A 26935-nucleotide genomic window follows, 5' to 3' on the forward strand; every position below is an offset into this window, starting at 1 on the left:
ATTTAATTATTCACTCATTCATTGGGCAATATTTTGATTGCACCTGAAGAAGCATATTGAGCCATGCATAAATCGTCTTTATTTAATGCTTCGTGAGCGTCTTGGTTGCTATCGCTGAATTGTGAGTAGGGTGCACTGTATTCTTTGAGCAATCCATTCACTGGCTTTTGCATATTCTCTAATGCTTCTTTAAGCAGAACGCGGTTAGTTTGAGCGTCGTCTGTTAACTCAACGTTTTTAGCTGCATTAATGAATAGCAGAGCTAAATCGTAGCCATGAACAAAACCTGCTGGCGCAGCAATATGTGCCGAAGTGATATCGTCAGGGAAGAGACGTTGTGCTCTTTCAAATACATTACGGCTGATGTTGCTTGGCGGTGAGCTGTAAAAGTTAAAGCAAGACTGGATAAAGCGAAGTGTCACCTTTTCTTGAGCGTCTAAGCGAACGATCTTAGGGAAATTCCCTCCAGTAATTCCCCAGTGGCTATATACCTTTGGTGGGGACTCTAGCTGAGAAAGTGCATCGATAAGTTTCGATCCCTCAATGGAGTTACCGACGAAGAGAACACATTCAGATTTTGTTTTTTCTAAATCAGAGGCGATGATTCTGGCGTTTGCATCGTTAATTCCCCAGTTAAACCAATGGGTTTCTGATTCGACTTCAGTGTGCTGCTCGATCGCGTTCGACATGTTAACGGAATTGGACTGCCCCCATGGTGTTGACTCTAGTAATAAATCTAGCTTGGTGCAGCCATCATTAAGAGCATAATCGACCAGTTTACTTCCGACTTTTTTATCATCGACTGAGAGCCTAAAGATAAAATTGTCTGGTGATGGGTATCGGGTGATGGGAGCACCTGCCGCCCAAGGGTTAAGAATCAATAAACTTTCTTTGTTTATATATTCTCTGTATTTGATGAGTGGGGGTGAGTGTAGCCCAGCAAATAAAGCCACTGCTGATGGGTCTTTTCCATAGATTCCCATATTGCGTTTACTACGTACCACGTTACCGCGATGGTCAAGTTCGATAAACTGGACTGGGATATTGTTTAACATGTTATCCACTTCGTCAAACGCAGTCTTTACCCCCATTTCTATCGAACGAGCAGACTCATAATGTGAGGTTCGGTCTGAATCAAAGTAAATGGTTAGTTTCTCTGGAGACGCATGGGATAAGAATGTAGTAAACCACAACAAACAAATGAATTTAGCGTACATTTACAATCCTTGTATGTAGACGTTATATGCTTATTTCAACCGGATTATCGAGCTTGAGTTCGGCCGCTTATTTTGCTTATAAACGATAATGTAAGAAGGCAAATAAGCTTAGGCGAATTTACCATTATTYTTGCTTGTATTTTGTAGTCAAAATTCCCTCGGTTCCATGAGGGTAGTACATTTTTACTACACAAGAACCAACCCTATAGCTATCCAAAAACTTCCATCAAATCCTTGTTTTTACTATGAGTTGTCGATAAAAAGCTTAGCCCACCTTTATGAGTATTGCTTTACATATYGCGAAATATATTCAATTGAAGCGTCTGCCTAGTTGGAAGTGAACCTTATTCATATCCAATGGTGTAACGATTGAACAATATAGTATGTTGCGCGCTACTTTTACAGTGTCTCTTAAAGATAAGCTCTAGTCATTCGTCCCTAAGAGCAGTGGCGTGGTCACAACCGCTTGAGTCGGTGCAATGGTTTCAACTCTTAGGAGCACATCATTGATTTAAGGTGGAGCGTATTCATAAACAGCCTAGGGTCAGCAATATTATCTAGGATTGATTGAGTGGGTAAGCAATCGTCATCGACGTAGTCGACATAATCAGCCGCTGAATCAAAAATCAAAATATCCAATGCTAAACGATCTAACCCGTATAGACCTCGGTGGATCATATCCGCTGAAAACACCAACAAATCACCCGCAGCTAACGCGATTTTTTTACCGCCGGAGATGCTATCACTACTCACTTTGCCATTCACTTCTTGGCGAACGTTGTACTCTTCTTCATTGTCCCAACGCTTGTGAGTTCCCGGTATGATCTCCATGCCTAGTTCATCAAACAAAGGCACGCGAAGGTGTAAAACTTGCGTTTCTAAGATGACCTTCATTTGATCTTCAACGTCATAGTCATATTGACAGTCACGGTGCCAGAAGTCTTTTTGTTGCGGGTTCACAGGGTTGAAAAACAGCTGTGTATTCATGAATGCTGGATYTTCTGGTATCACAGTATCGACCACATCCATGACTTTTTGGGAGCTGATGAAGTCAAAAAGTACTGCTCTATCAGCGGCTGGTAAATATTCACTTCCCGTAATTAGAGAGGAGTTAAACGCTTCCTCATGATAGAACTCTTCGTTGTCTGCTTTCCATGATTCATGGAATTTTAATACCACTTTTCGAAGCGATGAAATCTGCTCTTCACTGAAATAATTTCTGATAACGAAGTAACCATGTTCGTCGTAACTGTTACTTAACTGTTGGCTGTTTTCTACCACTGACTACCTTCACATTCTCTGTACCGTTTACTGACCACGGCGTTCTGGGGCGCATGATGCCAGACAGATGCTACTCATCCAAGTAATTACTGTGGGAATACTTGAGGGAAGTAGTACTAAGAAAAGCTTATCAAACGAGTGGAGTCCAGAATTAGAAAAGGGTTAGTTATGTAACTTCCGAAAGAGCGCTGTTCTTACCTCCATGATATATCGCCACTTTGTAATGGTACGGTGAATTTTATCTGAGAATAGGGACCGTGGCGCAAAATGGTAAGTTAGTGTTTGAGAGTCTGATTAGAATCACGAAATCTAGGTTTTGGAGTTCGTGATGAAAAGTATCGTAATTATTTTAGCAGCAATTGTCGGGTTTAGTTTGCCAGCATATGCCAATGTTCATGTGTGGAATAACAAGGACTTTCAGGCCTATTCGGACAAAACTGAAGTCCGATTCATGCTCATTAATAAATACGACCAACAAGCCGATTACTATTTGCGAATTGATGATAAGTCTTTCCCAAATAAGTTGGTTCTTGGGCCAAATCAAGAGATTGAGCTAAACATCAATGTGAAGACGCCTGCCGGGAAAAAGACCAAGAAAAAGATTTGTACACGAATGGTGACTGATTCTCCCAATAGCTATGAAGTGTGTACGAATATTAAGTTCAAGAGGTATTAACAATGCCTAGAGTACTTTGTGTTTTCCTCGGAGGGGTCATCTCTTTCTCTATTCACGCTAACCCCATTCCTAGTATTTCTAACCCCTCGGGTACAGACCGAGTTCGCACGTCTGAAGGGGCGTCTTGTGAGCAAGCGATATCGACGGGTAAAACGTTTCAAGTTGGAACCTATGGCGCCAAGGGGAACGAAAACAGCGATAACTATTACAATAATTACTACCAACAAAATCAGGATGAAGCCGGTGTCTATGCCGCAGTAACACTTCAATTTGGAGGGGAGGACAGGGTTGACTGTTCACGTTTGTATGAATTTGAGCTTCGTGAGCGAGAGCGAGAGGAAGAAGTCGCCCAAGCAGAGCATGAGCTTAGATTATTACAAATAGAGGCTGAGAAGTATCGTCTTCTCAAAATGAAACAAATGAACACCACCTTTTCGGAGTAATAATGAACAGAGGAAAAACCTTATTAGCGCTTTCAATGGCGTGCCTTTTGACGGCACCTATAGCTCACGCTAGTGATGATGACGATCAAGCAACCAGTGGTGATGTCACCTTTAATGCAACGATTGAAGAGCAGTGCGGTATTGATGTCACAACTGCGACTGCTGAATTAGCATTTGGCGATACTTACAACGGAAGTACCGCTCAAGTGAAGCTTATCAACAATGAGAAAGATGGCACGATTGAGTTTAGGCTTGAACCTATTGATACAGAGGATTTAGGCGATCAAGTAACGAAACAAAACGTATATTTCAAAGCTGATGGATCAGTATCTGATGATATGAACGCGCGCGAGTGGGAAGAGGGTATTGAGTTCTCTCGTGATGATTTGAAGTCAAACAATTACGTCAACCTATCCGCTCGAATCAATATCGATGAAAGTAACCTAGACGCTGATGATTATGCATTAGTGACTAACTGGATTATTGAGTGTGATGACTAACCTATAAACCCTCTTCGGAGGGTTTTATTCGACATTGAGCCTATGAAGTATTTATCGATTTTAACGCTTTGCATTGCTGCCCCTCTATCTATTGTCTCGTTTGCGAGTGGTTTGGGTGTGCATGAAAATCAGCAATATGAAGCAGAATGTGGAACTGGAGCGAAACTTCATGAAAGGCGTATTTTTGATGCGCTATCGGATTCAAAATTTATTGATTGGACCAAGGTAGAACTCGTAGAAATAAACAGTCGATTTGATTATACCGACTCAGTAAATAGCACGCTTCAAGACCAGCAAGTTGCTTGCGATTTGATGATTGACTATCGCTATAACGACAAAGTGATCTCGTTAAATTCAACATATCGAGTGTCGTTGGAAGAAAACGAAACGATCAGTCAAACGGATGTTACCGCACAAGCTGTTCAAGATTTCATAGTTAGAGTGATTGTTAACTGATGCTTATTCGATGGCTCGTATTGATGTGTGTATTGACTTCGACTTCGGCATTTTCCGCCAACGATCGAACGACTATTCAGTTTAGAAAGCATGTTCAAGAGCGATGCGGAATTGAAGTACTAGAAAGTGCAGGAGAGCTCAGTTTAGGGCATCGCTATGATGGGCAAACCATTCGTTTCAAACTGACTTCAAATAAGAAAAATGGTCGCTTGCTGTTCAAATTAGCTCACTTTGATCTTGGAAATTTATTTGGAGACGTAGAAGAGAGCCAAGTTAGTTTTCTTCTTGAATCTCCTATTCGTCATGAAGGCAATGTGGACTTTTGGCGTCAAGGTGTTGAGATTCATTCAAGCCTACTAAGGGACGCCTCAGAAGTAACTATCAGCGCTAGAATTAACGTACCGGAACATAGAATCCCTGCAGGTAATATCTATATAAACATGGAGTGGGGAATGGAATGCTTATAGTAAGCATCTCTATATAAACGCCCTATCAAGAGGAAAAAATTTTTTAGCCTATGATGGGAGCAATATAATCTTCCCATTCAAAGGCGCTGTTTTAGACTCAATAAGATCAATTGCCGACTGAACTTCACCTAACGGAATGCAGCGATCAACATCAAGTTGTATTTTATGTGTGATGAAGTGCTCCAACATCATTGTAAACTTTTCACGTCGGCAAGCTTTACCAACCGAATTTTCCCAGTAACGTAAAAAGAATGTACTGAAATCGATATCGTGATTTTTCGCATATTCGAAAAAGCGTGGCTCATAACACTCTAGCGAAAGAGTTCCGTAGTTAATAAAGCGCCCTTTATTGCCGAGCGTGCAGATGAGCTTAGTTCCTGCTTTTCCACCTATTGCATCAAAGGCGACGTTTGGTTCGGGCAAACCAAGGCTCTGAATTGCGGAGGTTAAGTCACCTTTTGCATCCAACACATAGCTTGAAGCATATGGATATTTTTCTGGCTGTGAAGTGACGACGATGAGTTTGAACCCCAGTGAAGATGATAGTTGGAAAAAAATCTTACCTATTGCTGAACTGCCTGCATTGATGATCACCACATCCTCTTTGGTCAGCTGAGCAATTTCCGTGGTGATAACCCAAGCGGTCAACGCATTTATATATAATTGGCATGCGTAGCCATTTTCTAGGCCTTGAGGGATATAGAAGAGGTTATCTGGCGATACATCGACATATTTCTGCCATGTTCCACTTGTCGCGACCAGAACTCGCTGATTTAAGGGGAATTCGGCATGTTTAGATTCGATCACCGTTCCTACCGCTTCAAATCCAGGGACTCGGGGAGGTTGATGACTATGCTTATACTGACCTACGCCATGAATGGATAACAAATCACTAGGGTTGATATTGGTTGCTTCAACTCGAACTCGAATTTTATCTGCAGCTAGCTCCTCTAAAGGTACATTTTCTACTTTCAGTGACTCTTGCGGTTGACCGAAACGGAACTGGTTAATTCGAGTGTTTTGTTTAATGTCAGTCATTTGGGTCACTTAAATAAATTTACGAGTATGGCGGCAGTGCGTTAGTTAGCTTGGTCATACATTAGAGGTAATCATTTGGATTGGTGGACAACCACCGAGCCGGTCGTCTTGCGCCAATTTTGAACCTGTATACGAACTACAGCAAGTTTTTTGTAATGTTTAAGCGTGAACCTTTCCTTTTCACATTCTTATTGCAAGTAGAGCGACTAAAGCTTGGTACTTTTTGAACGATGTTAATGGGAATACCTTTTCTGTAATCAGTCCCGCCCAGTTATTTAGGCTGTCAGATGTAAAACTTACCATGGCGTAATATGCACATTATTAATCCTCTTCTCACTTATTATCTTCTACATCAACAGCGTACTTAACTCGCTTAAAATGTAGAGGTATCAACATGAAAAAATTATTACTTGCCGTCACTATTGCATCACTATCAGCTGCTGCTTCAGCATCCATTGAAACAAAAGATTGGCACAACCTGGCTTCACCAGAAGCACAGCAGTTTGCGAAAGAAACTATAGTATTAGATTTTTACGCCTCACCTAGCGCAGTTGGCTTCACTGAAGATTCTGAGGTCGCTCAGTATATTGACCTTGCTCATGAGCGTGGAGTGACAGGAGCATCGGTTACTATTGCCGCTCCCCATACCCCAAACATGTTGGCTTTTAAGTCTGAGCACGCCAAGTGGACAAAAGCGTCAGCTTCGGCCAAAACACCGATTCGTTATGTAGAGAGTGTTGAAGACTTCCAATTAGCTCATGAGAATGGCGAATATGCGGTGATGTGGGCGAGTCAAACATCGATGCCAATAGAAGGGGATGCGTCAAATGTCGCGGTAATGGCAGAGCACGGTATCAAGACCATGCAGCTGACATATAACGAAACCGAGCTTACAGGTTCTGGTGTTATCTCGATGATCAATGGTGATAAGTCAGGGCTAACTGCGTTTGGTAAAGAGGTGATTGATGAAATGGTTAAGCACGGTATCACCGTCGATTTATCCCATACGTCACACTACACCACGACCGGTATTACTGATTACATGCAAACGCACCACAAAGGTGTGCCAGTTATCTATTCACATTCACCTGTTGCTTCTACTTATGGTTGTGAACCGMACGAAACGTTAAGTGAAACCAAACAAAGAATGGCAGAGAAAAAGCTTCAGAAAGATCACCCAGACTACCGACTGTCAGCGTGTTACCGACTTATTTCAGATGAACAAGCGGAGACGGTTGCAGAAATGGGCGGCGTGGTCGCGGTTACCGCAACAGAATTTATGATGGATGGTATTTGGCCTGAAGATATTTCACCAAAACAATTTGCTGAGATGATCGATGGCGCAGTTAAAGTGGCGGGTATTGACCATGTGGGTATTGCAACTGATGACATGATGACAACAGCAAAAGTAGTGCCTTTTGCCGTAGCTAACTCAGACAAATATGCAGATAACGGATACATGGTTGATGCGTTTAACAAAGGTGCGACAGGCTGTGCTGAGCTATCAAAGCACATAGCGGGTGTTGTCGATGCGCTATGGAAAATGGGCTATTCAAATGAAGATTTAGCCAAGCTATTTGGCGGTAACCTAATGCGAGTTTATGAGCAGACTTGGACGCCAAAATCTTAATTGCTTCATCCATTAACATTGCCCACATCAGAGTGGGCATTTTTCTAAGGTCACTTCCTAAAGGGTGTTCTATTGAAAATAAGAATGGCGGGAAATGACAAGTTTGAATTTTCACTCACTCTATCATAGCGACAAACAGGCAGTGATAAAGTGAATGAGTTGAGAGGCACTATGACAGTTGAAGTTCCGGTTCTACCTAAACCATCGTTTCTAGCAAGGCATAAAGTGAAATTTATGGTGCTGTTAACGTTAGCCATTATTGCACTAGGGGCTGTAGGTTTAAGCTCTGCCTTTGTGATTCATCATACTGATATACCAGACTCTTACTGGACTACCACATCGGTACTAAAGCCCAAATTACTCGACACTCCAGTATTCATTGGTGCTTTAACCATGATGACGGTGACCACCATTGCACTCGTATTGTGGGGATACTGGAAACTTCATTCATTACCTAAAAAGCATTCTGCACATACAGGTCAGCCAAAGTTAGTATTTTGGCTATGCATGCTAGGTTTCTTTTATGGTTGGTTATGGATAGCGGCCATCATCATTGTTGTTATTGACTGGGAAAAATTGTCGAACGCTATCAAGAGGCTAAGTCACTAATGAAAGAGCTACTGTATCCTTATATTTTTATTTGCTGGTTATTACTTAAGACAGGCATTGTGAAGAAAACAGCGACCAGCTTAACCACAATGGCCATTATCGGTATCGTTATGAATGTGGCGGTGTTTTTTGGGCATCGTTTTTATTCTCCGGTAGACCTTACTGACTCATCGGTTGTGCGCGCGCAGTCAGCGATTTTAAGCCCAGTAACGGAATCCATTGATAAGTACTATGTTGACCATAACGAGAGAGTAAAAGAAGGCCAATTACTTTATACCCTTGTGAGTGATGAGCAAGAAAATACCATTGATCAGCTTGAAGCGGATATTGGTAGCAAGAAAGCTAAATTTGAGCAAAGCAAAACGGATTTGGAAAGATTAGAGAAACTAAAAAACAGCGTTGCTGAGCGAGATATTGATACTCTGAAAAGTGAAATCGAAGGCTTTGGTTTCGATATAGCATCACTGGAAGCCAAGCTTGCTCAAGCCGAGTATGAGTTGAGTTTATTAGAAATCAGAGCACCATTTGATGGCGCAATTACAAGGCTAGATACTGCAGAAGGTTCCCGTGTCGGTAACCTACAAATTTGGAGTACCGAAAACAAGATATTGGAAATGCGTATTCCTGATCAGCTATGGAATCGTGTTAAGCCTGGTCAATTTGCAGAGTTCTATGTTGATGCTTATCCCGGACATATTTTTAGAGGGCGAGTCCACTCAACCACATTGGCAACAGGCGAAGCGCGAGGCAGCCATTTAAGCCAAGAGCCTGGCGTTGCGCAGCAATTGATGAATAACTCGAATAATTTAGGTCGTACTGTGCTTATTGAGTTTACCGACCCTGAGGGGATCGAGATTCCTATTGGAGCGAGAGGCTCAGCTTGGATTGCTACGGAGAAGCCATTTGCCTTACTTGGTCCTATCGATATGTTGGGTGCTGCAACCTTAAGGCTAAAAGCAATGAAGAGTTTCCTAGGGGCGTTCTAACATTACCACCTTTAGATTTAACCTGCGTTACTTAAGATGAGTTTCGCAGGTTTTTTTACGCCACTGCAATGGTGTGATGTTTTCAGATTTTTTGAATGCACGTATAAATTGCGATGTGTCAGCGTAGCCTAAGTGTTCAGAAATATCAGAGATTGATGCATTCCTCTCACTCATGACACGCTTTGCAAATTTCATATTTAACGACTCTTTTATTTTTCTGTAACTGCTCGCTTCTTTGCCTAGATATCGTTGAATCGTTCGCGGTGGTATTTCAACCACTTCACTGAACTCGACTAAACTCAAATCCTGTCGGCCAATATAACTTTCAAGTGCTGATGAGACTTGTGTCGTGAAAGGTTGCGCTTGATTTTCCCACCTTTGCTCTAACCCCATTTCGCATGACCTATCTTTTAGATCATAAAAAATAGCGGTATTCGCTTGCCCCATAAACTGTGGCGTATCGGTGGAGATATTGAGTTTATCTAGCCCTTCTCTAGTTTGAGATAATAGGTGGTACTTAGATGGGAGTAAGAGGCCGCCGTATTCTTGGGTCATGACATGGTGTGCGACGCAAATGGCGTAAAGCTCCTCAACAAAACTAAACGGCTCAATGCCTTCAAGTGTCAGCTCTAAGCATGTTGTTATTCCACTCCCCTTTAATTCTGGAAGCTTAAGCTGAGCTCGCTGAATAGGGAGCAGAGCTGAGAGGTGGTTTAGTGTTTTGGGTGATCCAAGATTCTCAAATTGCTTCACGTAAGTATCAGCCCCCTGTTGAATGAAAGCGATAAAGTCATGGTGGGGGAGTTGCTCAAATGCGCTGTGTAATAATCGTGAGAAAACAGTGAATGGGATGGATTGAGCGGAAGTAGAGTCCAAATAAATAGGTAAGTTGGCTTGATTTACCATTGGCCAAATATTCTGAACAAAAGGCTTCAGTTTGTCGATTTGAATCATGGCCGCGGATTTATGAATTAGCGGAATATTCTTATCCATATAGCTTCTTACCTAATTACTTTCTCTGGTATCCAATTCGTATCTTAGTTGTTTTACATATGCCACACAATCTCACAATGTAGACCAGCTGGTGCGCCAAAATATCGATTTTTATTGATAGTGTGATTTTATGAGTCTTGTTCTATATCATTCAAATTCAGTGTGTTAGATTGATTATGTTAACAACCTGACTACAAGTGTTCAGGTTGAAGAAACGCGAGGGAGTGCTTTATGGTATTAAAATGCCGTACTTTATTTTTGGTCTTCTCTATATTGTTGAGCTCAAACACCTACTCTGCTCAAGTGTGGGGGTGGGGGGATTTAGTGTCTGAGGAATCCAAATCTTTTATCGACCCGTTTGCTCGTTTTTCTGCCATGCAAAAGTACGATTTGTTGAATGTTATGGCTTATTTAGAAAGTGATAATGATCCCGAATTGAAAACAAAATATGACATTGCGATTCAACGGTTTAGCGATTTCAATATTGATATTCTAGAACTAATAGAGCAGCGTTCAGAAATCGCTAAACAACGAAAGTTAGCGCAAAGTACGATAAACCCTGAATTGATTGGGAAAAAGGGGCGTTTACCCGGTTACATCGTACCGTTAGAAATGGATGGCGTGTTGGTTACTCAATTTTTGCTCGTCCCTACGGCGGGAGCTTGTATACATACACCACCGCCACCGGCCAATCAAATCGTCTTAGTTACGCCTAAAGAAGGCATTGAGCTACTCAGCTTATACACCCCTGTATGGATTGAAGGGGAATTAAAATCGGACAGCAGTCAATCAGATGTCCAGTTATCAGATGGTATCGCAGAGGTCGATACCGTATACACCATGCTAGCAACTTCAGTAGAGCTTTATAATTAAAGGTAAAAGGATATGCTTAAAAAATTATCAGCGTCACTCATCTCATTAGCCATAATGACTAGTTCGGCTTATGCCAGCCAAGAAAGCAAAACTTGGGAGTCATCAGATAAGGCTAAAAACTTTGTTAAAGAGTCATTAGTCATGGATATGTACGCATCACCATATGGAGCGGGGTGGACGGAAGATAAGCAAATGGAAGAGTACATTTTCCGAGCTATGGATACTGGCATCACAGGTTCAAGTGCGACTATCGCCGCGACTTACTACACCTTTGAACAATTTGAAGCAGAGTTGGGGAAATGGCGTAGTGTTATCAATAAGCACCCTGAAGAAATGGTGATCGGCTATTCGGTCGATGACATCAAAAAAGCGTACGAAGAAGGTAAGTATGTTTTTGTATGGGAATCTCAAACTCCAACCATTTTGAATGGTGACCTCAACAAAGTTGCAACAGTAAAGGCTATGGGGATCAACACCATGCAATTGGTATACAACGGTCGCTATCGTACAGGCTTAGGTGTGATTGAATCATTGCATTACGATGATATCGGTTTATCGGACTGGGGACGTTCACTGATTGATGAAATGGTTGAGCACGGTATCTTGGTAGATATGAGCCATACATCTTATCAAACTACTATGGATATCATGAGCTACATGGAAGAGAAGCACCCTGGTGTACCTGCGGTGTTTTCACATTCAGGACCTGCTGGTTTGTATGACTGTAGCCCAACAGAAAAAACAAGAAAGGATGCATTGGCACCTTGTTATCGCTTAATTACGGATGAGCAAGCGTTACGCGTTGCTAAGATGGGCGGCGTGGTGAGCCCTACCTTTACGGAGTGGATGTTGGATGGTGTGTTCCCTGATGACATTACGCCAGCGCAAGGCGCAGATATGCTAGATTACTACGTGAAACTGGTGGGTATTGATCATGTTGGTATCGCAACGGATGATATGTTTAGTACAGCCTTGGTTAAGACATTTGCTAAAAACAGCCCACAAAGCTATAACGACTTTGGTTACATGCTTGATGCGTTCGATCGCGGTGCAGACAGCGGTGCAGAATTAGCGAAGTACCTACCAGCATTGACCGACGAGCTGTGGAAACGCGGTTATTCAAATGAAGATATTCAGAAGATCTATGCGGGTAACTTAATGCGAGTTTGGGAACAAACTTGGTAATCTGCAACAGAAGTTAGCTTAATGCCACTGTTTATCTACAGTGGCATTTTCTTGCGTTAAACATGCTGTTTTCAGCCTTTTCCTCGCTAAATCAAGCGACAAGTAACTTTCTTTTGTTCCAACACCGTTTTTCTATTTCATGGTGGTGTTGGCGTAAAGTGCCTGTTTATGAGGTGTGATTTAGCAATAATGACCAAGGCTCAAACACCTTCGGAATGTTTTATGAATCTTAAAAATGATATGCACCCATCAAATCAGCATCAATATAATTTCAATCAGGCTCTAAAATTTAGTGCTCTCGCTGCTTCTATTGCTCTATCTATTGTTCCGGCAGTGGCTTTCGCTAGTGCAAATTTCGGAAGCCCAGATTCAGTCGACAATACACTTTCCGAAAATAATCGAGATAAAAAAAGCTGGCGAGAAAACCTGGAGAAAAACCATAACTTAACGTTTGGTTTAGACTACCAAGCTCTAGGACTTAGCGCGTCAGATCCTGTTCAAGGGGGTGTAGACCAAGCCTCTTCTGGGGTGGCTCGTTTTTACGGTTCGTGGAACCTAATTGGAGTGGATTCCGACAATACAGGTGGCATTGTATGGAAAGTGGAACACCGGCATGCCTATGGCGATATGACGCCTAAAGAATTTGCATTTCAAGGTAACTTTACTGGTGCGGGCAATGGTATTGGCTATGGTGGGATGATTGCTCCGGCATTCAGTGACCAAGGTACTCGTTTGACCAACTTGTATTGGAAGCAAAAGTTCAATGGCGGTGATACGTCGTTTATGATGGGTTACTTAGACACTACTGATTACGTTGATGTGTACGCATTGGCAAGTCCTTGGAACGGCTTTACTAACCTTGCATTTAGTACAGGAGCAGGAGCCATAGGGTTACCTGATGATGGTATTCTGGGACTAGCTGTAGGGCATATGTTAACCGATAACTTTTACACCATTGCAGGCGTAGCCGATKGTAAAGGTCAGTCGGATAAGCCGTCTGATGGTTTTGATACTYTGTTTAATGACCACAAACTGTTTACTACGTTCGAGTTGGGCTGGACTGCTTCAAAAGAACAAATCTATACCGATAATATACATATGACTTTTTGGCATTTAGATGCTGGGACTCAGCATAGTCTAGTCAACGGTGAAAGCGGTCAAGGGGTCAATTTCTCTGCAAGCTTTATGGCGACGCCACAAATTATGCCATTCCTACGTGGTGGTTTCTCTGAAGGGGACGTGGCTCTGTACGACAAGTCTATTACTGCTGGTGTTGGGTATTTCGGACTGAGTGGCGCGAAAAACAACCTCGGATTTGCACTGAACTGGAGTGAAGTGAATGAAGGCTTTTCTAATGTAATGAAAGGTATTAATTCAGTGACTGATTCGAATCATTCTCAACTAACCAGTGAACTGTATTACAAGATGGCTTTAGGTGAGTTCGTCGAATTAACTCCAAATCTTCAATATATTAAAGACCCGGCTTTCTCAAATGAAAGCAATACATGGGTGGCAGGTATAAGAGCAAGAATCATCATTTAGAAATCTGACGCCTATTGATTTTAGTTCTGCTCTGCAGACGGTGACCCCGCTATTTGTGGCGGGGTCACCGTATATCTCTATAAATAAAATGAACGCGTGAATCTAATCTAAGAACTCCATAACAACAGATGTCAGCGCTACAGTCCCTGTTGGTACTGCGCCTTGTTCAACGATGAACCTAGGGTTGTGGTTGATCACTGCTGGCATCTTATTTTCATTGATAAACCCGTCCCAAGTAGATTGCTTTGCTGCGCCAACCTCAACATAAACAATAGGTACTTCAGGGTAAGGGTGAGACAGCATATGGAAATCTTCAGAGCCCATCACTGGCGGGAAACCCGCGTAAACACTCTCTTTACCTAGAGCTTCTTTCATTGCATTAGCCGCGATTTTACTTTCAGCTACGGGGTTAATTACCGGGGTAGAGTAACCTTTCATTTCGTAGTTTGGCATCTTGTCTTCAGGCATTCCGTACATGCGAGCGACGTTGTCGGTAACGTCTTTGATGCCTTTAAGCATCGCATCTCTTTCTTGAGTTCGGAACCACCGCAAGTTTAGCTTTAACGTCGCGCTGTCTGGAATGATATTGTTCTCTGTACCTACATCAATAGCGCCAATTGTTAGAACTGCCGGTTCACCTTGGTCTGTCATGCGAGAGACAACGGTCTGGTAACCAATAACGGACATTGCAGCCATTACTACAGGATCTTTAGCGGCATGAGGAGTTGAGCCATGACCTCCAACACCTTGGATAGTGACATCAATTTGATCGGTTCCTGCCATTCTTCGGCCGTCGCTTATAGCCACAGCGCCTTCAGGGAGTACTGGGTGAGTATGACCGGCTATTAAAATATCCGGGACAGGTACTTTGTCATAAAGGCCATCTTTAACCATAGCGGTTGCTCCCATGATCATCTCTTCTGCTGGTTGAGCAACCAAAATGACCGTCCCTTGCCATTGGTCTTTCCTTTCGACTAATTGCTTCGCCATACCAATAAGCCAGGTAGTGTGGGCGTCATGTCCACATGCGTGCATGGCATGGATGTCGTTGCCAAAGCGGTCAAGACTCATTTTTTGAGAGCGGTAGGGAAGGTCGGTTTCTTCTCTAATTGGCAGAGCGTCCATATCAGCACGAAACATAACGATAGGGCCTTCGCCATTTTTCAATACTCCGGCTACACCTGTGCGTGCAATGCCTTCGTGAACTTCAAAGCCTAGTTCTTTTAATTCTGTCGCGACCAATTCCGCGGTTTTGAACTCCATGAAACCGATCTCAGGGTTGGCATGAATGTGTTCAAAGATCTCTACTAACCGAGGTGTATCCGCTTCGACAGATTCCAAAATAGACGTTTCAGAAGCGAAGCTAGCTCCACTCCAAAGGCCTGTCGTAATGATTAAAGTAAGCAATGATTTTTTCATGGTAACCCCTTAATGAGACGATACTTTCAGCAGAGACACCTTTTGAATTTGGCTTCTTCGCTCTAGTTACGATCAATATACGGGGTAAAGCCAAACCTACTAACTCCATTATGACGGACGGAATCCTCACTTTTAATTATGAAGTAGGAACTAAACCATCCAGGCGGTGAATTAGTTACTTTCTGGATATTGCAGGGAGGTAAATCGTTTAACGTAGGATTCGATAGTAATCATGACCGATTTTTTGACTTCCATAATTTGCTTAGAGTGTGGGTTCCACAACGCAAAAGAGAACTTCAAGCCTGCTTTTAGCTCGTCGACCTCAATAGGTTGAAGGCTTTCTGTTATGTACTGTGACTCGGAGAGAACTCTGGGTAACCAGGCCCACCCAAGGTCGTCTTGTATTAATTTGATCACCAGAGCTAATTGATCGACTTCTTCATGAATGGCGGAAACTAGAAGCTTTTCTTTTAATCCTTCATCGGTAAACGCCCGTAATATGAATTGTCTCGTTGTGCGTAGTGCATTTAAAGCTTCTGTAGGGGGGAGTTGTGATAACTCTCCCCCTTTTTTAACGAAAGGTAAGAAATCGACATGACCGAGGAAAGTGGAATCTTTGCTGTACATTCCTTTCCCTTTATCAATCATGACTAAACCAAAATGAATGTCGCCAGTGGAAACCCCTTCCTCAATTTGATCTTTTGTTCTCACCAGAAAGTTCACCTTCATATTTGGGAAGTCTTTCGCAAGCTGCGCTCTGATTGAAGAAAGGAGTTGGTGTGGCGTCATACTCGGATACGCAAAGTTGATGCTTTCTAATCCGCCGTAGGAAAGACTTAGTGCGATATTGTCGAAGATTCGAGATTGTTCGATGGTCGATTTAGCATAATGGTAAAGAAGCTTCCCTTCTTCTGTCGGTTCAACAGTTCGGCCAATACGCTCGAAAAGCATAACTGCTAACACATCTTCTAGGTTGGTAATAACTTGGCCTGTTGTCGTGCGATGTTTATTGAGCTTAGCGGCAGCTTTACTGAAAGAGCGTTCTTCATAAACGGTGACAAAAGCGAGTAGCTGTTCAATGCTAAAGTTCATAAGTTGTACTCTATTAATACCAAGTTCGTTTGATGTGTTGTGAATGGCTTCGGTCGTTAGAAACCTGAACCGTTCGAAATAGCGCGCTCAGGTTAAACACTTAACATTGCTGTTTTGACTAACGATCACAACTGGATATCAATTTTATACTGTATCTAGAACAAATCAGCTAGCGCATTATTTACCACGGGTGATACGTTGAAACCAATCATGAAGTCAGGTCGGGTTTTCTCATCTTTTTCGACATAGTAGTTAGCTTCGAATCCAAGCTTCCAAGGTTTGCCTCCCATAACAACGGTTTTACTTACGTTAACGTTAATAGGGATCTCTGCCTGATCGTTGTTCCAGTCATAGGACATCATAGGCGAAGATCCTAGCGTCCAACCACCACCAATAATCTTCACGTAAAATAGTTGCAGAGATGTTTTATTGATGTCTTCGCTACCTTCAATACCATTGGTTACACCCCATAGATGACTTGGGAATGCGCCAAAGACATGTTCTTGAGTCGCTTTACCAAGCATTATTTCAGGGCCTATTGCAAATTGATCTGCACTAAACTCTTCGCTTCCTGTTGGAAGTTGAGCGAACACACCGAACGCAGCAATATTTCCGTTATCCAGTTTTGGTGCGTAAGCCAAATCAAAGGCAATATCACCAACTCCAGAATGAGTAGCGTTACCTGAGCCACCTTCCAAGTTATTTGAAATAAATGGTATTGCTGGGCGAAATATAACCTTATCACCATTCTCTAATGGAAAAGGAAGTGCTGGCTGAAAAAGCGTTGTAAAGCTGTCGCCACCTTGTTCATAGCCAGAGTTATATTGAAACTTGAAGTTCAATGCAGCAAGAGCTGTGTTCGGGTTAGCAAGCTCCTTGGCAGCTTCTGCTGCGATATCTTTATCACTTTTATTTTCTAAGTCTTGAGCCACAGATAAGCTTGGGAAGGTAAGTAACCCAGCTGAGAGGGCGATGCACGCGAGTTTCAAAGAGAGTGTTTTGTTAGGCATAGTTAGGGTGCTCAAGGAGTAGAATCAGATTGGAGGAAAAGGAATTCAGTCAATGTTATTTAGCGACGTATTGATAAGCTTTTACGATGACCCAATATATAGATTTGACGATTACCTTAGATACGCTAAAAGCAAACTTCCCAATGGAAAGAGAAAGTTCGCCAGCGACAGCAAGGCATTGATATATATCTGAGTGTTTAAATTCGTTAATGGTCATAGTTGTTTCCGTAGTCATGGTTAATGAGAGTATTTTAAAATACTCACCAATAGATAATTGCCATGTTGCGCCATCGCAATAAGTAACAATCCATAACCCCTATAAAAAAGCCCCGAGTATTGCTCAGGGCTGGCTTTAAGTGACAAGTAACCTTTGCTTAAGCGATTAGATAAACACTCTTGCTCTAACACCAAATACCCAAGCACTGCTTTCTGAAGATAGGGCCGGGTCTTTGATATATTGAATATCTGGAGTGATTTGTAAGTAATCAGTCAGCTGCATGTTGTAGTAGATTTCAAAGGCAGATTGGTCATCCCCACCGAATGCGACTTCATTCGTTTCAGACCAGTTAATAGCAACACCTAGGTTATTTTTAGGAGCACCTAGACCAAAGTAGCCAATACCTGCACTAAGTGATTTGTCATAAAGAGCAACATCGCCTTCTGAAACACCGCCACGTATGAACGGCATTATTTGAGGGGTAGCGAACCAACTTGCAGAGAAGTTCACACCACGGCCACCTTCGCCAGTCTTATTGCTGTGTTGTGTATCTTCACCAAAATCCCACAACGTAATATGGAAATTATCGGTGTAGATTTGTTCTTGAGATGCGGTCCAGCCCAGTTCTAAAGTGGTAAAAAATTCACTTTCATCTTTAACTGTATTAAAGCCATCGAAAATATCATCTGATTGTCCATTCGCGTCGGCTACCCCTGCTACAGCATAGAAGTTATCCGTAAACATGTGACCTGCCGAGATAGCTAGAATTCCGTCATCCGGTAATCCCATCGCTCCTGCACCAGTAGAGAATGCAAGGTTTGTGAACCCAGACCACGGGCTTGCTAGGGCATAGGTATCGACATAATCCGTGACATCTTGCCAACCGACAATCAATGATGTTTTACCGCCGTTGAATTTTTGTTTCCAGTGAAGGTTAGTCACTCGGAAATGTTGGTCGCTATAGGCTGGCGCAATCATACCGACGTATCCAATCTGATCGTTTGGATCAATGAAACCGAATGATTTTGGGGCTGAATCGGTATAGGCATGACGATGTTCTACTTTCCAAACAATACCGCCTGTGTTGCCAGTCTCTTTTCCTATTAGGTCCCAAGAGCCATAGAAGCGAGCTATACCAGAAGAGCTATTGACCTCTTTACCGTTTTTTCCGTCAGGAGAGCTAACACCGAGCGCAAAATAGTCTGCACCAAATGTAATGCCGTCATTGGCTAAGCCCTCTCTCCAACTTTGCTTCTGGCGAGTATTTTCTGCAATGGTATTTTCTACAGAATCTGGACTCTCAAAATTTGCGCCAGCTACAGCGTTAAAACTGACTAATGGGAAAAGAAAAGAATAAATTACATGTTTAGTGTTTAGCATTTGGCACCACTTCTATTCAATCGTGTTATCTGATATTGGCTTCTACGAGCTTTGGTTATTGCGTATATAAATTAACGTTTGTTGCATCCATAGCGTAAATGGTTGAAACCTCTGAATCGCCATCGACATAGCTAATGTCCAAGGTTGAGTCTTGAGCTGTTAGCTTCCCTTCTATCCACATTGGAGTTGACAGGGACTCTACTTCCACACCTTGTGGGTAGTTCACCAAGATCATTTGGTTGGCTGGTGGAGGTGGGGTATGAATACAAGCACCAGCCGTTGGAACAAATAAGAACTTGGTGACCTTTGTGCCGTCGAAGTCGATTGGCGTGATAAAGCCAGGAACTCGATGAGTTTCGTCAAGAACCTTAGGGTTTGCTTCTGTCGCGAGTGTCTTTCTTTGAACTGTGATTTGTTCTCTAACTGATAATAAATACTCAATATCTACACCCGCTTTTTCCAATCGAGTTTTCGATTGAGTGTATTCATTTAAAAGCTCGTTTGATGGTGATTTGTTAGGGTCACCCTCTACTTCCATGTACTTGACTATGTATGACAAATCATCAAGTTGGTTGACGTTTAGAAGTTCAAATGGGTCTTCAATAGTTTGCATGTTTGGGCGCAGTTCGTCCCAATAGGTGTAAGACACCTCGCTAGAATGAGATGCCATTGAAAAGGCACATAGAATAATGCTTAAGAAAAACTGTCGACTCATAGAAATCATGTTCAAAACAACCATAGAAAATGAAAGGTAACGAATGTGCAAGAGGCGAGAGTAGGCAAGAGCCTACTCTCGTTTTTGGCTATAGGGTGTTTTTGTAAACTTTCCCGTCTTTCATGATGTACTGGAACTTCTCTTGGTATTGATTAAGCACTTCAATATCTTCAAGTGGATTACCATCGATTAAGATAAGGTCAGCGTAAGCGCCTGCTTCAATCTTACCTAAAGAACCATATTTATAAGGGTTCATACCACCACTCCAGCTCAACACTTCAGCGGCATTAGAAGTACCCATTTTCATGATATCGAATGGTGTGAAGCCAGCTTTTTGCATGTAAGTCATGTTTTCAGCTTGAGCCATATTGTAAGCAGGGCCGAACATATCACCGCCTGTTACAACTAGAATTTCGTGTTTCTTAGCCCATTTAAACATTTGCAATGCGCCTTCATACACGCTTGCTGCTTTTGTCTTTTGATCAGCGCTGAAGAAGGTGATGGATTCAGGATCTGCGAATGCTTTAAGTGACATTACGGCCTGTGCAGATAGAGCAACGCCTTCTTTTTTCATTCGCTTAATCGTATCTTCAGATACTAAGAAGTTGTGTTCAATAGTACGTACGCCAGCATCGATAGCGCGATTCACTGAGCGATCGTGGTACGCATGCACGGTGACATAAGTACCGTAATCTTTAGCTACTTCTACAGCTGTCTCTAGTTCTTCTACTGACATTTGAGTGGTGTGGATAGGGTCAAATTCACTCGCAACACCGCCACCCGCCATGACTTTAATTTGGGTAGCACCTGCTCGTAAGTTTTGACGTGCCGCGCGACGAACTTCAGTTTTGCCATCTACGATGTAACCAAAGCCATGGCGTTCAAGATCATCTACATCACCAGGACGGTCGTTAAAGTTACCAGTGTCTGCGTGACCACCTGTTTGACTTAAGAAACCACCCGATGGGTAGATTCTTGGGCCATCAATAAGTCCGTTGTTTACCGCTTTTGCTACACCAAGAAGGTTACAACCTGCATCACGTGCTGTTGTGAAGCCTTGGTCTAAGTACTGCTGCATTGAAACATAAGTACGAGCACCCATCGCCATTTGGTCGTAACCCGCTTTACCCACTAACATACCTTCTTGAAGGCATAAGTGAGAGTGCATGTCGATTAAGCCTGGGATCATGGTTTTACCTTGACCGTCGACAACCGTTGCATCACCAGCATCAATGGCTGTTTTTGAAATCTTTTCAATTTTGTTATCGACAACAAGAACGTGGTGGTCTTCGTATAGTTTATCTTCTGTACCATTAAAGATATCGACGTTGGTAATTAGGGTTGACGCAGCGTTTACAGAGAACGCTAGAGTACAAGACACAGCAACTGCTGAGAGCTTAAGAATTTTATGTTTCATTGAAGCACCTTTAGGGTTATCCATGCGTGTAGCTAAACTACATCGCGTAACATTCCATACAAAAAATTGTGTTACGAAGTTAACGCTATCACACCGCCAAAATGAACAAGGCAGTAATGAACAATTAACATTCAATAACTTAGTAGGGATATTCGCATTTTTCAATACGGAATAATTGCCATTAGGTGACAGAGAGGAAAGGTGTTTGTGAGAGGTTAGCGAATCCTATTTTTGAATTTGGAACGGTATTCTCTTGGAGTCATATGCATCAAGCGTTTGAAAGCGCGTGTGAAGTGGGCAGAGTCCGAATAGCCCATTTTACTCGCGACTTCAGTTATTGGTAGTTGGTCACATTTTAATAATTGGATTATCTGATTAAATACCATTTCTTCAATGACTTGGCTGTATATTACGTTGTGTTCTTTGAGTCTTCTTTGAATGGTTCTAACGTTGATATTTAATATTTCCGAGGCGATCTTTATAGGCAGTTTACCCATAGAAACGTACGGTTGAATGGCAAGCTTGAAGGTGTCTAAAAAGTTACCCGGAAGTATCTCATACGGAATTGTTGATTCATTTGAGGTTTGCTTTAAAAACACGGGTTGGCTGAGAATATCATCTGGGATATGAATCGCTGTGGTTGGCCTACTGCAGTAAAACTGAGTGCTTTCCAGTCCTGGTAAACGCGAAAACTCATAGGCACTTTCTGTTCTTACTCCAATTTCCTCTGGTAACCAAGCACCTTGAGTTAAGGTAGTGAGTAACTCACAAAGAAAGGTAACGGCGAACATCTCACCGTACTTAAACCAAATTTCATCAGCTTCTTCTTTGTCCCTTACTAACCATACTTTTTCCCCTGCTTCTTGCGTGTAAACAAGTGCATTAGATGATGTACTTTTTAGTAGTTGAGAGAACTCGTTGAGCGTAGCTTGTAATGATTCATCTGTGGTGAGCAGACTAACAAACTTGGGTACATAGATTAGACGACAACTGTCGGATATTAAGCGGGCAAAATCATCGATTTTCATCCGACTTCCGAGTATTTGTATTAGGTTTTTGAGCGTTGTTTCCGGCAGGTATTCATACTGACTGTTTGGGTTAAATAAATCATTTGGGATTTGCGCCTGCCTAAGAAGAGAGTAGAAATCTTCGTGGTATTCACCAAGTAAACCGACAAAATATTTAACGTCTTCGCGCTTAACCAAAGGGATCGCTTGGCTCTTTGAATGTGGAGTGTTGGTCATATAAAGGATCCCATAATTAGAACGACTTTGTGACGTTTAAAATATCTTGAGGCTTATATGTTTGTAAAGCTTAGTTATGGTTACTTGCTGGCTTGTTAATCACCATTGCTATCACAAGCTCTTGTTGATGGATTTTGCTTAGATAAGTAGTTAGGAAGAGAAGGGTGGTTCAAACAATGAACCACCCTTGTTGAGTTACTTCTTATAGACTCCTGTAAACAGTCAAGTGCTTACAAGAAACTGGCGATGTTCAGCCCAAAATTAAACGCAAGTCAGAAAAAATGGAACACCGGAGGCTCATGCATTAAGAAATTTTGATGCGAGATATTCCAAGCGTAAGCGCCTGCTAAAGTGAACACAACATAGTCACCGATATCGATATGCTCGATAGTTTGATTTCTAGCAAGTACATCTTTTGGAGTACATAACTGGCCAACTAAGGTAGCTGTCGAATGGTTTATAGGATGTGACAATGCGGGCTGCTGCTTACTTTTCACGATAGCAAAAGGGTGGTCATGACTTTGTGCTGCCGGTGTACGGAAATGGTGCGTACCGCCACGAGCAATCACAAAGTTTTCGCCAAGGTTTTGCTTTATATCCAAGACTTCCATTACGTAATAACCGCAAGGAGCAGAGATGTAGCGACCACATTCAAAGCGCAGTTTCCAATCTTGTAGTTGTTCCTTGGCAATCAGGAACTCTAACTTGTCGCAAAACTCTATCCATGGGAAATGTTGCTCAGAGTTTTGATAATTGATGCCCATACCTCCACCGAGGTTGATAGTCAGTTCATCAAGTGAAAATGCCTTTTTCCACTCTTTGACTACTTGGAAATAACGCTGCATCAAGGCGAGGTGCCGTTCGACGTCAAGTTGGTGTGACATTAAATGGAAGTGGAAGCCTTTTAGCTTCACTAACGGGAAATCACGTAGATACATTAACGCGTTGCTTAGCTCACTTTCATCCAAACCAAACGGGGTAGGTTTACCCCCCATGGCTAACTTGCTGAGCGTGATGTCGCCAATGTCGATGTTCATGCGCAGGAAGATGGAAGCAGTACGGTTCAATTTCTTGGTCAGTGCGCCGATGCGTTGTAATTCAATGAGACTTTCGACATGAATAGCATCGACATCGAGCTGGACAGCCTGTTCTAATTCACTTGGCATTTTCCCTGGACCACCGAAGATTAGTGGTTTGTTGAGTTGTTGCTGGTGGAGGTGAGTAAGCTCTCCGCCTGATGCCGCTTCAAAACCATCAACATAAGGCGCCAGTGTGCGTAATATCGGTGTTGAAGGGTTCGCTTTTGCTGCATAAAACAATTCAACGTTTGTCGGTAATACATGGCGCATCTGTTTAATGTGCAGCTCTAGCGCATTGAGGTCATAAAGATACGCGCATAGTGGCTGTGATTGTTGCTCTGCTAGTCGCTGTACTTCGTGTTCGATATGTGTAGAAAGTTGAAGGGAACTAGGCATGGCGACCTCCCGTATTTTTAGTTGGCCAAGGCGCTGTAACTTGGGTGTAGCTCGATTCTTTATCGGCACTTTGCATCAAACGAGTTGTGAAGTTGTTTTTACTTGGGAAACTGCCACCGTTGAGCAATGTAACCAGTTCAGGCTGCTTGCCATTGATAGACTGCCAGCGACCGATGGCGTTCTCTAAAGCACCCCATAAAGCTTGTTCAAGCTTTGAATTTCCTTCAGCGATAAAGAAAATGGCTTCACTGATGTTATTGATGAAGGTGCAATAACCGATACGATTCCATCCCTGCTCACGGGTGTAGTATACGGATTGACGAGCGCGCTCAGATAATAGGTTTAGTGTCTCTGGTGGCCAAAACTCAGGCAGTAGTTTGGTGCCTTCTAAGTCACGAATCCATACGCAGCATGGCATGTCATTTTCAAAACCAATGAGTGTATTTTGTAAGTGGGGTTCAAATGCGACCCCGTGTTTGAAGTAGTAGTTAAATACACCTGGAATTAAGCAATGTAAGTAGCGCTCGAACCACAGCGTTGCCACATGTTCATACTGACTGTGTGTGGTTTTGGCTTTATGTTTGAGTTGAGTAGCGATGCAACTATTCCCGTCACGGTCGTAGGCAAAGAGTGCGCCTGCTAAAGTCGGTTGCAATATATCGGTTTCACTTAATGTGAAATTTTCTCGATACAAAATACCAAACGACTCACGGGCTTTTAAGATATCAGCCTGTTGCTGCTCGGCGACGGACTCCAGATTTAGTGTGGTGGCGTAAGGTTCTGTCATCACTTTGAATACAGGGTTACGTAGTTGTTCACTTTCTTTGATTGGATGCAGAATAGAAGTCAACTGAACTGCGCTATCGAGCTCATACCATGCATTTTTTCGTACACAGTTAGTCAAACGTACATTAATAGAGAATTTAGCGAACCAGTCCATGTCTGGGTGATAAAGAGTACGCACTGATGACGTGGGCAATAGCTTTTCACCGCCTAAACCTAGCGGCGTGATTCTCCCTTGTTCGATAGCCTGTTTGACTACTGGGTTTTGCAAAATAGTGTAGCTCTCCCAAGGGTGGCAAGGGTAAAGCGTGGTGGTTACCGATTTATTCTGTTCCGGTGCGAGTTGTTTGAGCATCGCTTGCGGTGCCATTTTATTTTCTGAACTCAATACATCGAGCAGCGTGGTATCGACTTCAAACCAATATAGAGGCACCTTCGCGCCAACCTCTGGTGAGCAAGCTAGTAGGTCATCAATACTGACACCAGAGCGACTCTTTGGCGTTGGATGAAAAGTATGCCCCCACAATAATGATTGCTCCGAGGCGATAAACGCGTTGTGATGCTGAGGTGTATTATCTGAGTTGAGGAACTGCTCTGTGATCAACAAACTGTTTTCCATTTGTTCGACCAACTCGTTATTGAATGGGATCTCTAGTACTTGTTTTAGGTRGCTGAGCAAAAGTGTCAGAGTTTGCGTGGCGTCCAGTTTGCACCAACCTACGCCGGGCATTTTTGCCCAAGGTCTATCGCTGAGTTTTATTTTCCCTAATTTACTGGCGTACTCAATGGGCAAAACTAGCAGGCCGTTTTTCTGAGGTGAATTCTGGTGACGCAGGTTAATTGCAACGCATTGCTGAGAGGTATAATTTCTCTTTAATGTCTGTGGCATAGAAGGTGAATTAAAGCACCAGTCAACTTGCTCGTTTGGTATCGCGTATTCACGCAGATAGCAGTTCAGCACGCCCATAATGGTATTGAGTTGGGCTTTTTCACCATTAAGAAGTGCTTTTTTATGGTTTAGACGATCTGTATTTTCGGCTGAATGATCAGTCGGAGATAATTGAGTGTGTAACATGTTGGTGTCCAAATTTTGAATGGATGATCAACGCAATAGCAGTACCAGCACTGATCAACATAGAAAGTAAGAAAGGAACCTCAAGCCAGCCTAAGCTTGATATAAAAGACGCACTTAACCCTGCTGCAACTCCGCCCCATTTCGACATGGCATCAAAGCGTGAGAAGACTTTTCCGCTTTGTCGTCTATCAACTTGGTTTGCTAAAGCTTGGTGTAAGCCTTGATAGCAGCAGACCATGCCAAAGCCAAAGACAACACGAGCAACAATCAGTGTCGTTTGGAAAGACATTAAATGCATCGCTGCGCTGAGTGAAAGCAAGCTAAAGCCTAACCACAAAATACGGTGCGGGTGATGGCGGTTAACCCATTCTGAGAACAAGGGAACTTTCCCGGCAAAGAGCAAGTAGACGCCATGTGGCATGGCGTATAAAAAGCCGATCCACGCTTGGTTAGTCACACCATATTGCTGCACATAAGGTGAGAAATAGGGGAAAGTGACGACCATGGCGAAAGCAAAGCAAAACTGTGCACCGAACACCCAATAAAGGGCACTTAACGGCTTACTTTGAATGTTTTGACCTTCTGAGGATAGTTGTCCTATTTTTGCTTTTTGTTTAGCGAATTTGCCCGATTTCACCCGATTACCTGGTTTATCCTGAGCATCGTTAGGCAGTGTTAAGGTGATAGCCAGCGCTAACAAAGGTAAAGCGGACAGCCAGAGGTACGCGTTTAATGGGTTAGTATCTGACAAGCTCCAACCTAGCCCTATTGGCGCTATGATTAACGCCAAACGGGCAGAAATCTGGGTTTTATTAAGCGATTTACCGAGTGTTTTCGCATCTTCAATTTGGCTGGATAAATAGCTATTAGAGGCGGCCATAGTGCCGCCAAAGGTTCCTTGAACGATAAGACCAAACACAAACATCGTTAGGTTATCTGCCAAACCACACAGCGCGAAGCCTGCTGCAAGCCCGAGTTGGGCACGCAACAATGAGCGTCGTCTGCCATATTTATCGGCAAATTGCCCCCAAAACCGTGCCGCCACCGCGGTGCAAAAGGTGGGCAGAATAAATAATATCCCCGCCCAATCGGTATCAATTTGCGCGTCCAGTGTTGGCAATACCAAAGGTAAAAATAGAGGCATTCCTAATGCTGCAAATGCCGCGATAAAGTGGCACAGCAGCACGCAATAGATGAGTTTGGTCATGATGG

26 protein-coding genes are annotated in these 26935 nt (G+C 42.8%); 11 read left to right on the forward strand and 15 right to left on the reverse strand.

The annotated features are described in order from the left end of the window. Positions 1 to 14: 14 nt before the first annotated feature. Positions 15 to 1217: an ABC transporter substrate-binding protein gene (locus L4C33_RS04095; RefSeq protein ID WP_428811177.1), complete on the reverse strand. Its 1203-nt coding sequence runs from the start codon at positions 1215 to 1217 to the stop codon at positions 15 to 17. Between the two features lie 492 nt (positions 1218 to 1709). Further along, positions 1710 to 2498: a phytanoyl-CoA dioxygenase family protein gene (locus L4C33_RS04100; RefSeq protein WP_428811178.1), complete on the reverse strand. Its 789-nt coding sequence runs from the start codon at positions 2496 to 2498 to the stop codon at positions 1710 to 1712. 328 nt (positions 2499 to 2826) lie between these two features. On the opposite strand from L4C33_RS04100, the gene L4C33_RS04105 reads away from it, so the two are divergent. From L4C33_RS04105 to L4C33_RS04125, 5 genes are read left to right on the forward strand one after another with little or no spacing between them, the layout of a single operon-like run. Next, on the forward strand, positions 2827 to 3174 hold the full coding sequence (locus tag L4C33_RS04105) for a hypothetical protein (RefSeq protein WP_428811179.1): 348 nt from the start codon (positions 2827 to 2829) through the stop codon (positions 3172 to 3174). A gap of 2 nt (positions 3175 to 3176) precedes the next feature. Then, positions 3177 to 3617, forward strand: a complete 441-nt coding sequence (locus L4C33_RS04110; RefSeq protein ID WP_428811180.1) for a hypothetical protein — start codon at positions 3177 to 3179, stop codon at positions 3615 to 3617. Between the two features lie 2 nt (positions 3618 to 3619). Further along, complete coding sequence (locus tag L4C33_RS04115; protein ID WP_428811181.1) at positions 3620 to 4117, forward strand: hypothetical protein; 498 nt, start codon at positions 3620 to 3622, stop codon at positions 4115 to 4117. 42 nt (positions 4118 to 4159) lie between these two features. Then, positions 4160 to 4573, forward strand: coding sequence for a hypothetical protein (locus L4C33_RS04120; RefSeq protein WP_428811182.1), 414 nt, complete (start codon positions 4160 to 4162; stop codon positions 4571 to 4573). Further along, on the forward strand, positions 4573 to 5040 hold the full coding sequence (locus tag L4C33_RS04125; protein WP_428811183.1) for a hypothetical protein: 468 nt from the start codon (positions 4573 to 4575) through the stop codon (positions 5038 to 5040). The genes L4C33_RS04120 and L4C33_RS04125 overlap by 1 nt, the downstream gene beginning before the upstream one ends. Before the next feature lie 48 nt (positions 5041 to 5088). Here L4C33_RS04125 and L4C33_RS04130 read toward each other — a convergent pair whose 3' ends face one another. After that, on the reverse strand, positions 5089 to 6078 hold the full coding sequence (locus L4C33_RS04130) for a zinc-dependent alcohol dehydrogenase family protein (RefSeq protein WP_428811184.1): 990 nt from the start codon (positions 6076 to 6078) through the stop codon (positions 5089 to 5091). 394 nt (positions 6079 to 6472) lie between these two features. Between L4C33_RS04130 and L4C33_RS04135 the strand changes: the two genes are divergently transcribed. The 3 genes from L4C33_RS04135 (at position 6473) to L4C33_RS04145 (ending at position 9303) form a co-directional block, all read left to right on the forward strand. Then, entirely contained in the window at positions 6473 to 7708 is a 1236-nt protein-coding gene (locus tag L4C33_RS04135) for a dipeptidase (protein WP_428811185.1), read from the forward strand. A gap of 171 nt (positions 7709 to 7879) precedes the next feature. Beyond that, complete coding sequence (locus L4C33_RS04140) at positions 7880 to 8317, forward strand: hypothetical protein (protein ID WP_428811186.1); 438 nt, start codon at positions 7880 to 7882, stop codon at positions 8315 to 8317. Then, entirely contained in the window at positions 8317 to 9303 is a 987-nt protein-coding gene (locus L4C33_RS04145) for an efflux RND transporter periplasmic adaptor subunit (protein ID WP_428811187.1), read from the forward strand. Before L4C33_RS04140 ends, L4C33_RS04145 begins: the two co-directional genes overlap by 1 nt. Before the next feature lie 27 nt (positions 9304 to 9330). Here L4C33_RS04145 and L4C33_RS04150 read toward each other — a convergent pair whose 3' ends face one another. Further along, complete coding sequence (locus tag L4C33_RS04150) at positions 9331 to 10296, reverse strand: helix-turn-helix domain-containing protein (protein WP_428811188.1); 966 nt, start codon at positions 10294 to 10296, stop codon at positions 9331 to 9333. Positions 10297 to 10527: 231 nt separating this feature from the next. On the opposite strand from L4C33_RS04150, the gene L4C33_RS04155 reads away from it, so the two are divergent. The 3 genes from L4C33_RS04155 (at position 10528) to L4C33_RS04165 (ending at position 13896) form a co-directional block, all read left to right on the forward strand. After that, positions 10528 to 11169: a DUF3299 domain-containing protein gene (locus L4C33_RS04155; RefSeq protein WP_428811189.1), complete on the forward strand. Its 642-nt coding sequence runs from the start codon at positions 10528 to 10530 to the stop codon at positions 11167 to 11169. 12 nt (positions 11170 to 11181) lie between these two features. Then, positions 11182 to 12354 (forward strand): dipeptidase, encoded by a 1173-nt coding sequence (locus tag L4C33_RS04160; RefSeq protein ID WP_428811190.1) that lies wholly within the window; start codon positions 11182 to 11184, stop codon positions 12352 to 12354. Positions 12355 to 12663: 309 nt separating this feature from the next. Next, entirely contained in the window at positions 12664 to 13896 is a 1233-nt protein-coding gene (locus L4C33_RS04165; RefSeq protein WP_428811208.1) for a carbohydrate porin, read from the forward strand. A 102-nt stretch (positions 13897 to 13998) separates the two neighbouring features. Here L4C33_RS04165 and L4C33_RS04170 read toward each other — a convergent pair whose 3' ends face one another. The 11 genes from L4C33_RS04170 to L4C33_RS04220 form a co-directional block, all read right to left on the reverse strand. Continuing rightward, the gene (locus tag L4C33_RS04170; RefSeq protein ID WP_428811191.1) at positions 13999 to 15315 is read right to left on the reverse strand and encodes an amidohydrolase; all 1317 of its coding nucleotides are present in this window, start codon (positions 15313 to 15315) and stop codon (positions 13999 to 14001) included. Positions 15316 to 15486: 171 nt separating this feature from the next. Beyond that, positions 15487 to 16407, reverse strand: a complete 921-nt coding sequence (locus tag L4C33_RS04175; RefSeq protein ID WP_428811192.1) for a LysR family transcriptional regulator — start codon at positions 16405 to 16407, stop codon at positions 15487 to 15489. Positions 16408 to 16562: 155 nt separating this feature from the next. After that, positions 16563 to 17417 carry a transporter family protein gene (locus L4C33_RS04180; protein WP_428811193.1) on the reverse strand — a complete coding sequence of 285 codons (855 nt, stop codon included), beginning with the start codon at positions 17415 to 17417 and terminating at the stop codon, positions 16563 to 16565. A gap of 55 nt (positions 17418 to 17472) precedes the next feature. After that, positions 17473 to 17634, reverse strand: coding sequence for a hypothetical protein (locus tag L4C33_RS04185; RefSeq protein WP_428811194.1), 162 nt, complete (start codon positions 17632 to 17634; stop codon positions 17473 to 17475). Between the two features lie 165 nt (positions 17635 to 17799). Next, a complete protein-coding gene (locus L4C33_RS04190; protein WP_428811195.1) occupies positions 17800 to 19014 on the reverse strand; it encodes a carbohydrate porin in 1215 nt (404 codons plus the stop codon). A gap of 55 nt (positions 19015 to 19069) precedes the next feature. Continuing rightward, positions 19070 to 19729, reverse strand: coding sequence for a DUF3299 domain-containing protein (locus L4C33_RS04195; RefSeq protein WP_428811196.1), 660 nt, complete (start codon positions 19727 to 19729; stop codon positions 19070 to 19072). Between the two features lie 88 nt (positions 19730 to 19817). Continuing rightward, positions 19818 to 21146, reverse strand: a complete 1329-nt coding sequence (locus L4C33_RS04200) for a metal-dependent hydrolase family protein (protein WP_428811197.1) — start codon at positions 21144 to 21146, stop codon at positions 19818 to 19820. Positions 21147 to 21361: 215 nt separating this feature from the next. Further along, entirely contained in the window at positions 21362 to 22390 is a 1029-nt protein-coding gene (locus L4C33_RS04205; protein ID WP_428811198.1) for a helix-turn-helix domain-containing protein, read from the reverse strand. A 272-nt stretch (positions 22391 to 22662) separates the two neighbouring features. Then, entirely contained in the window at positions 22663 to 23865 is a 1203-nt protein-coding gene (locus L4C33_RS04210) for a type III PLP-dependent enzyme (protein WP_428811199.1), read from the reverse strand. Continuing rightward, positions 23858 to 25723 (reverse strand): IucA/IucC family protein, encoded by a 1866-nt coding sequence (locus L4C33_RS04215; RefSeq protein ID WP_428811200.1) that lies wholly within the window; start codon positions 25721 to 25723, stop codon positions 23858 to 23860. Before L4C33_RS04215 ends, L4C33_RS04210 begins: the two co-directional genes overlap by 8 nt. Next, the gene (locus L4C33_RS04220) at positions 25695 to 26930 is read right to left on the reverse strand and encodes an MFS transporter (protein ID WP_428811201.1); all 1236 of its coding nucleotides are present in this window, start codon (positions 26928 to 26930) and stop codon (positions 25695 to 25697) included. The genes L4C33_RS04215 and L4C33_RS04220 overlap by 29 nt, the downstream gene beginning before the upstream one ends. Positions 26931 to 26935 lie beyond the last annotated feature (5 nt).

Source organism: Vibrio makurazakiensis (assembly GCF_050337375.1).
GTDB classification, from domain to species: Bacteria; Pseudomonadota; Gammaproteobacteria; order Enterobacterales; family Vibrionaceae; genus Vibrio; species Vibrio makurazakiensis.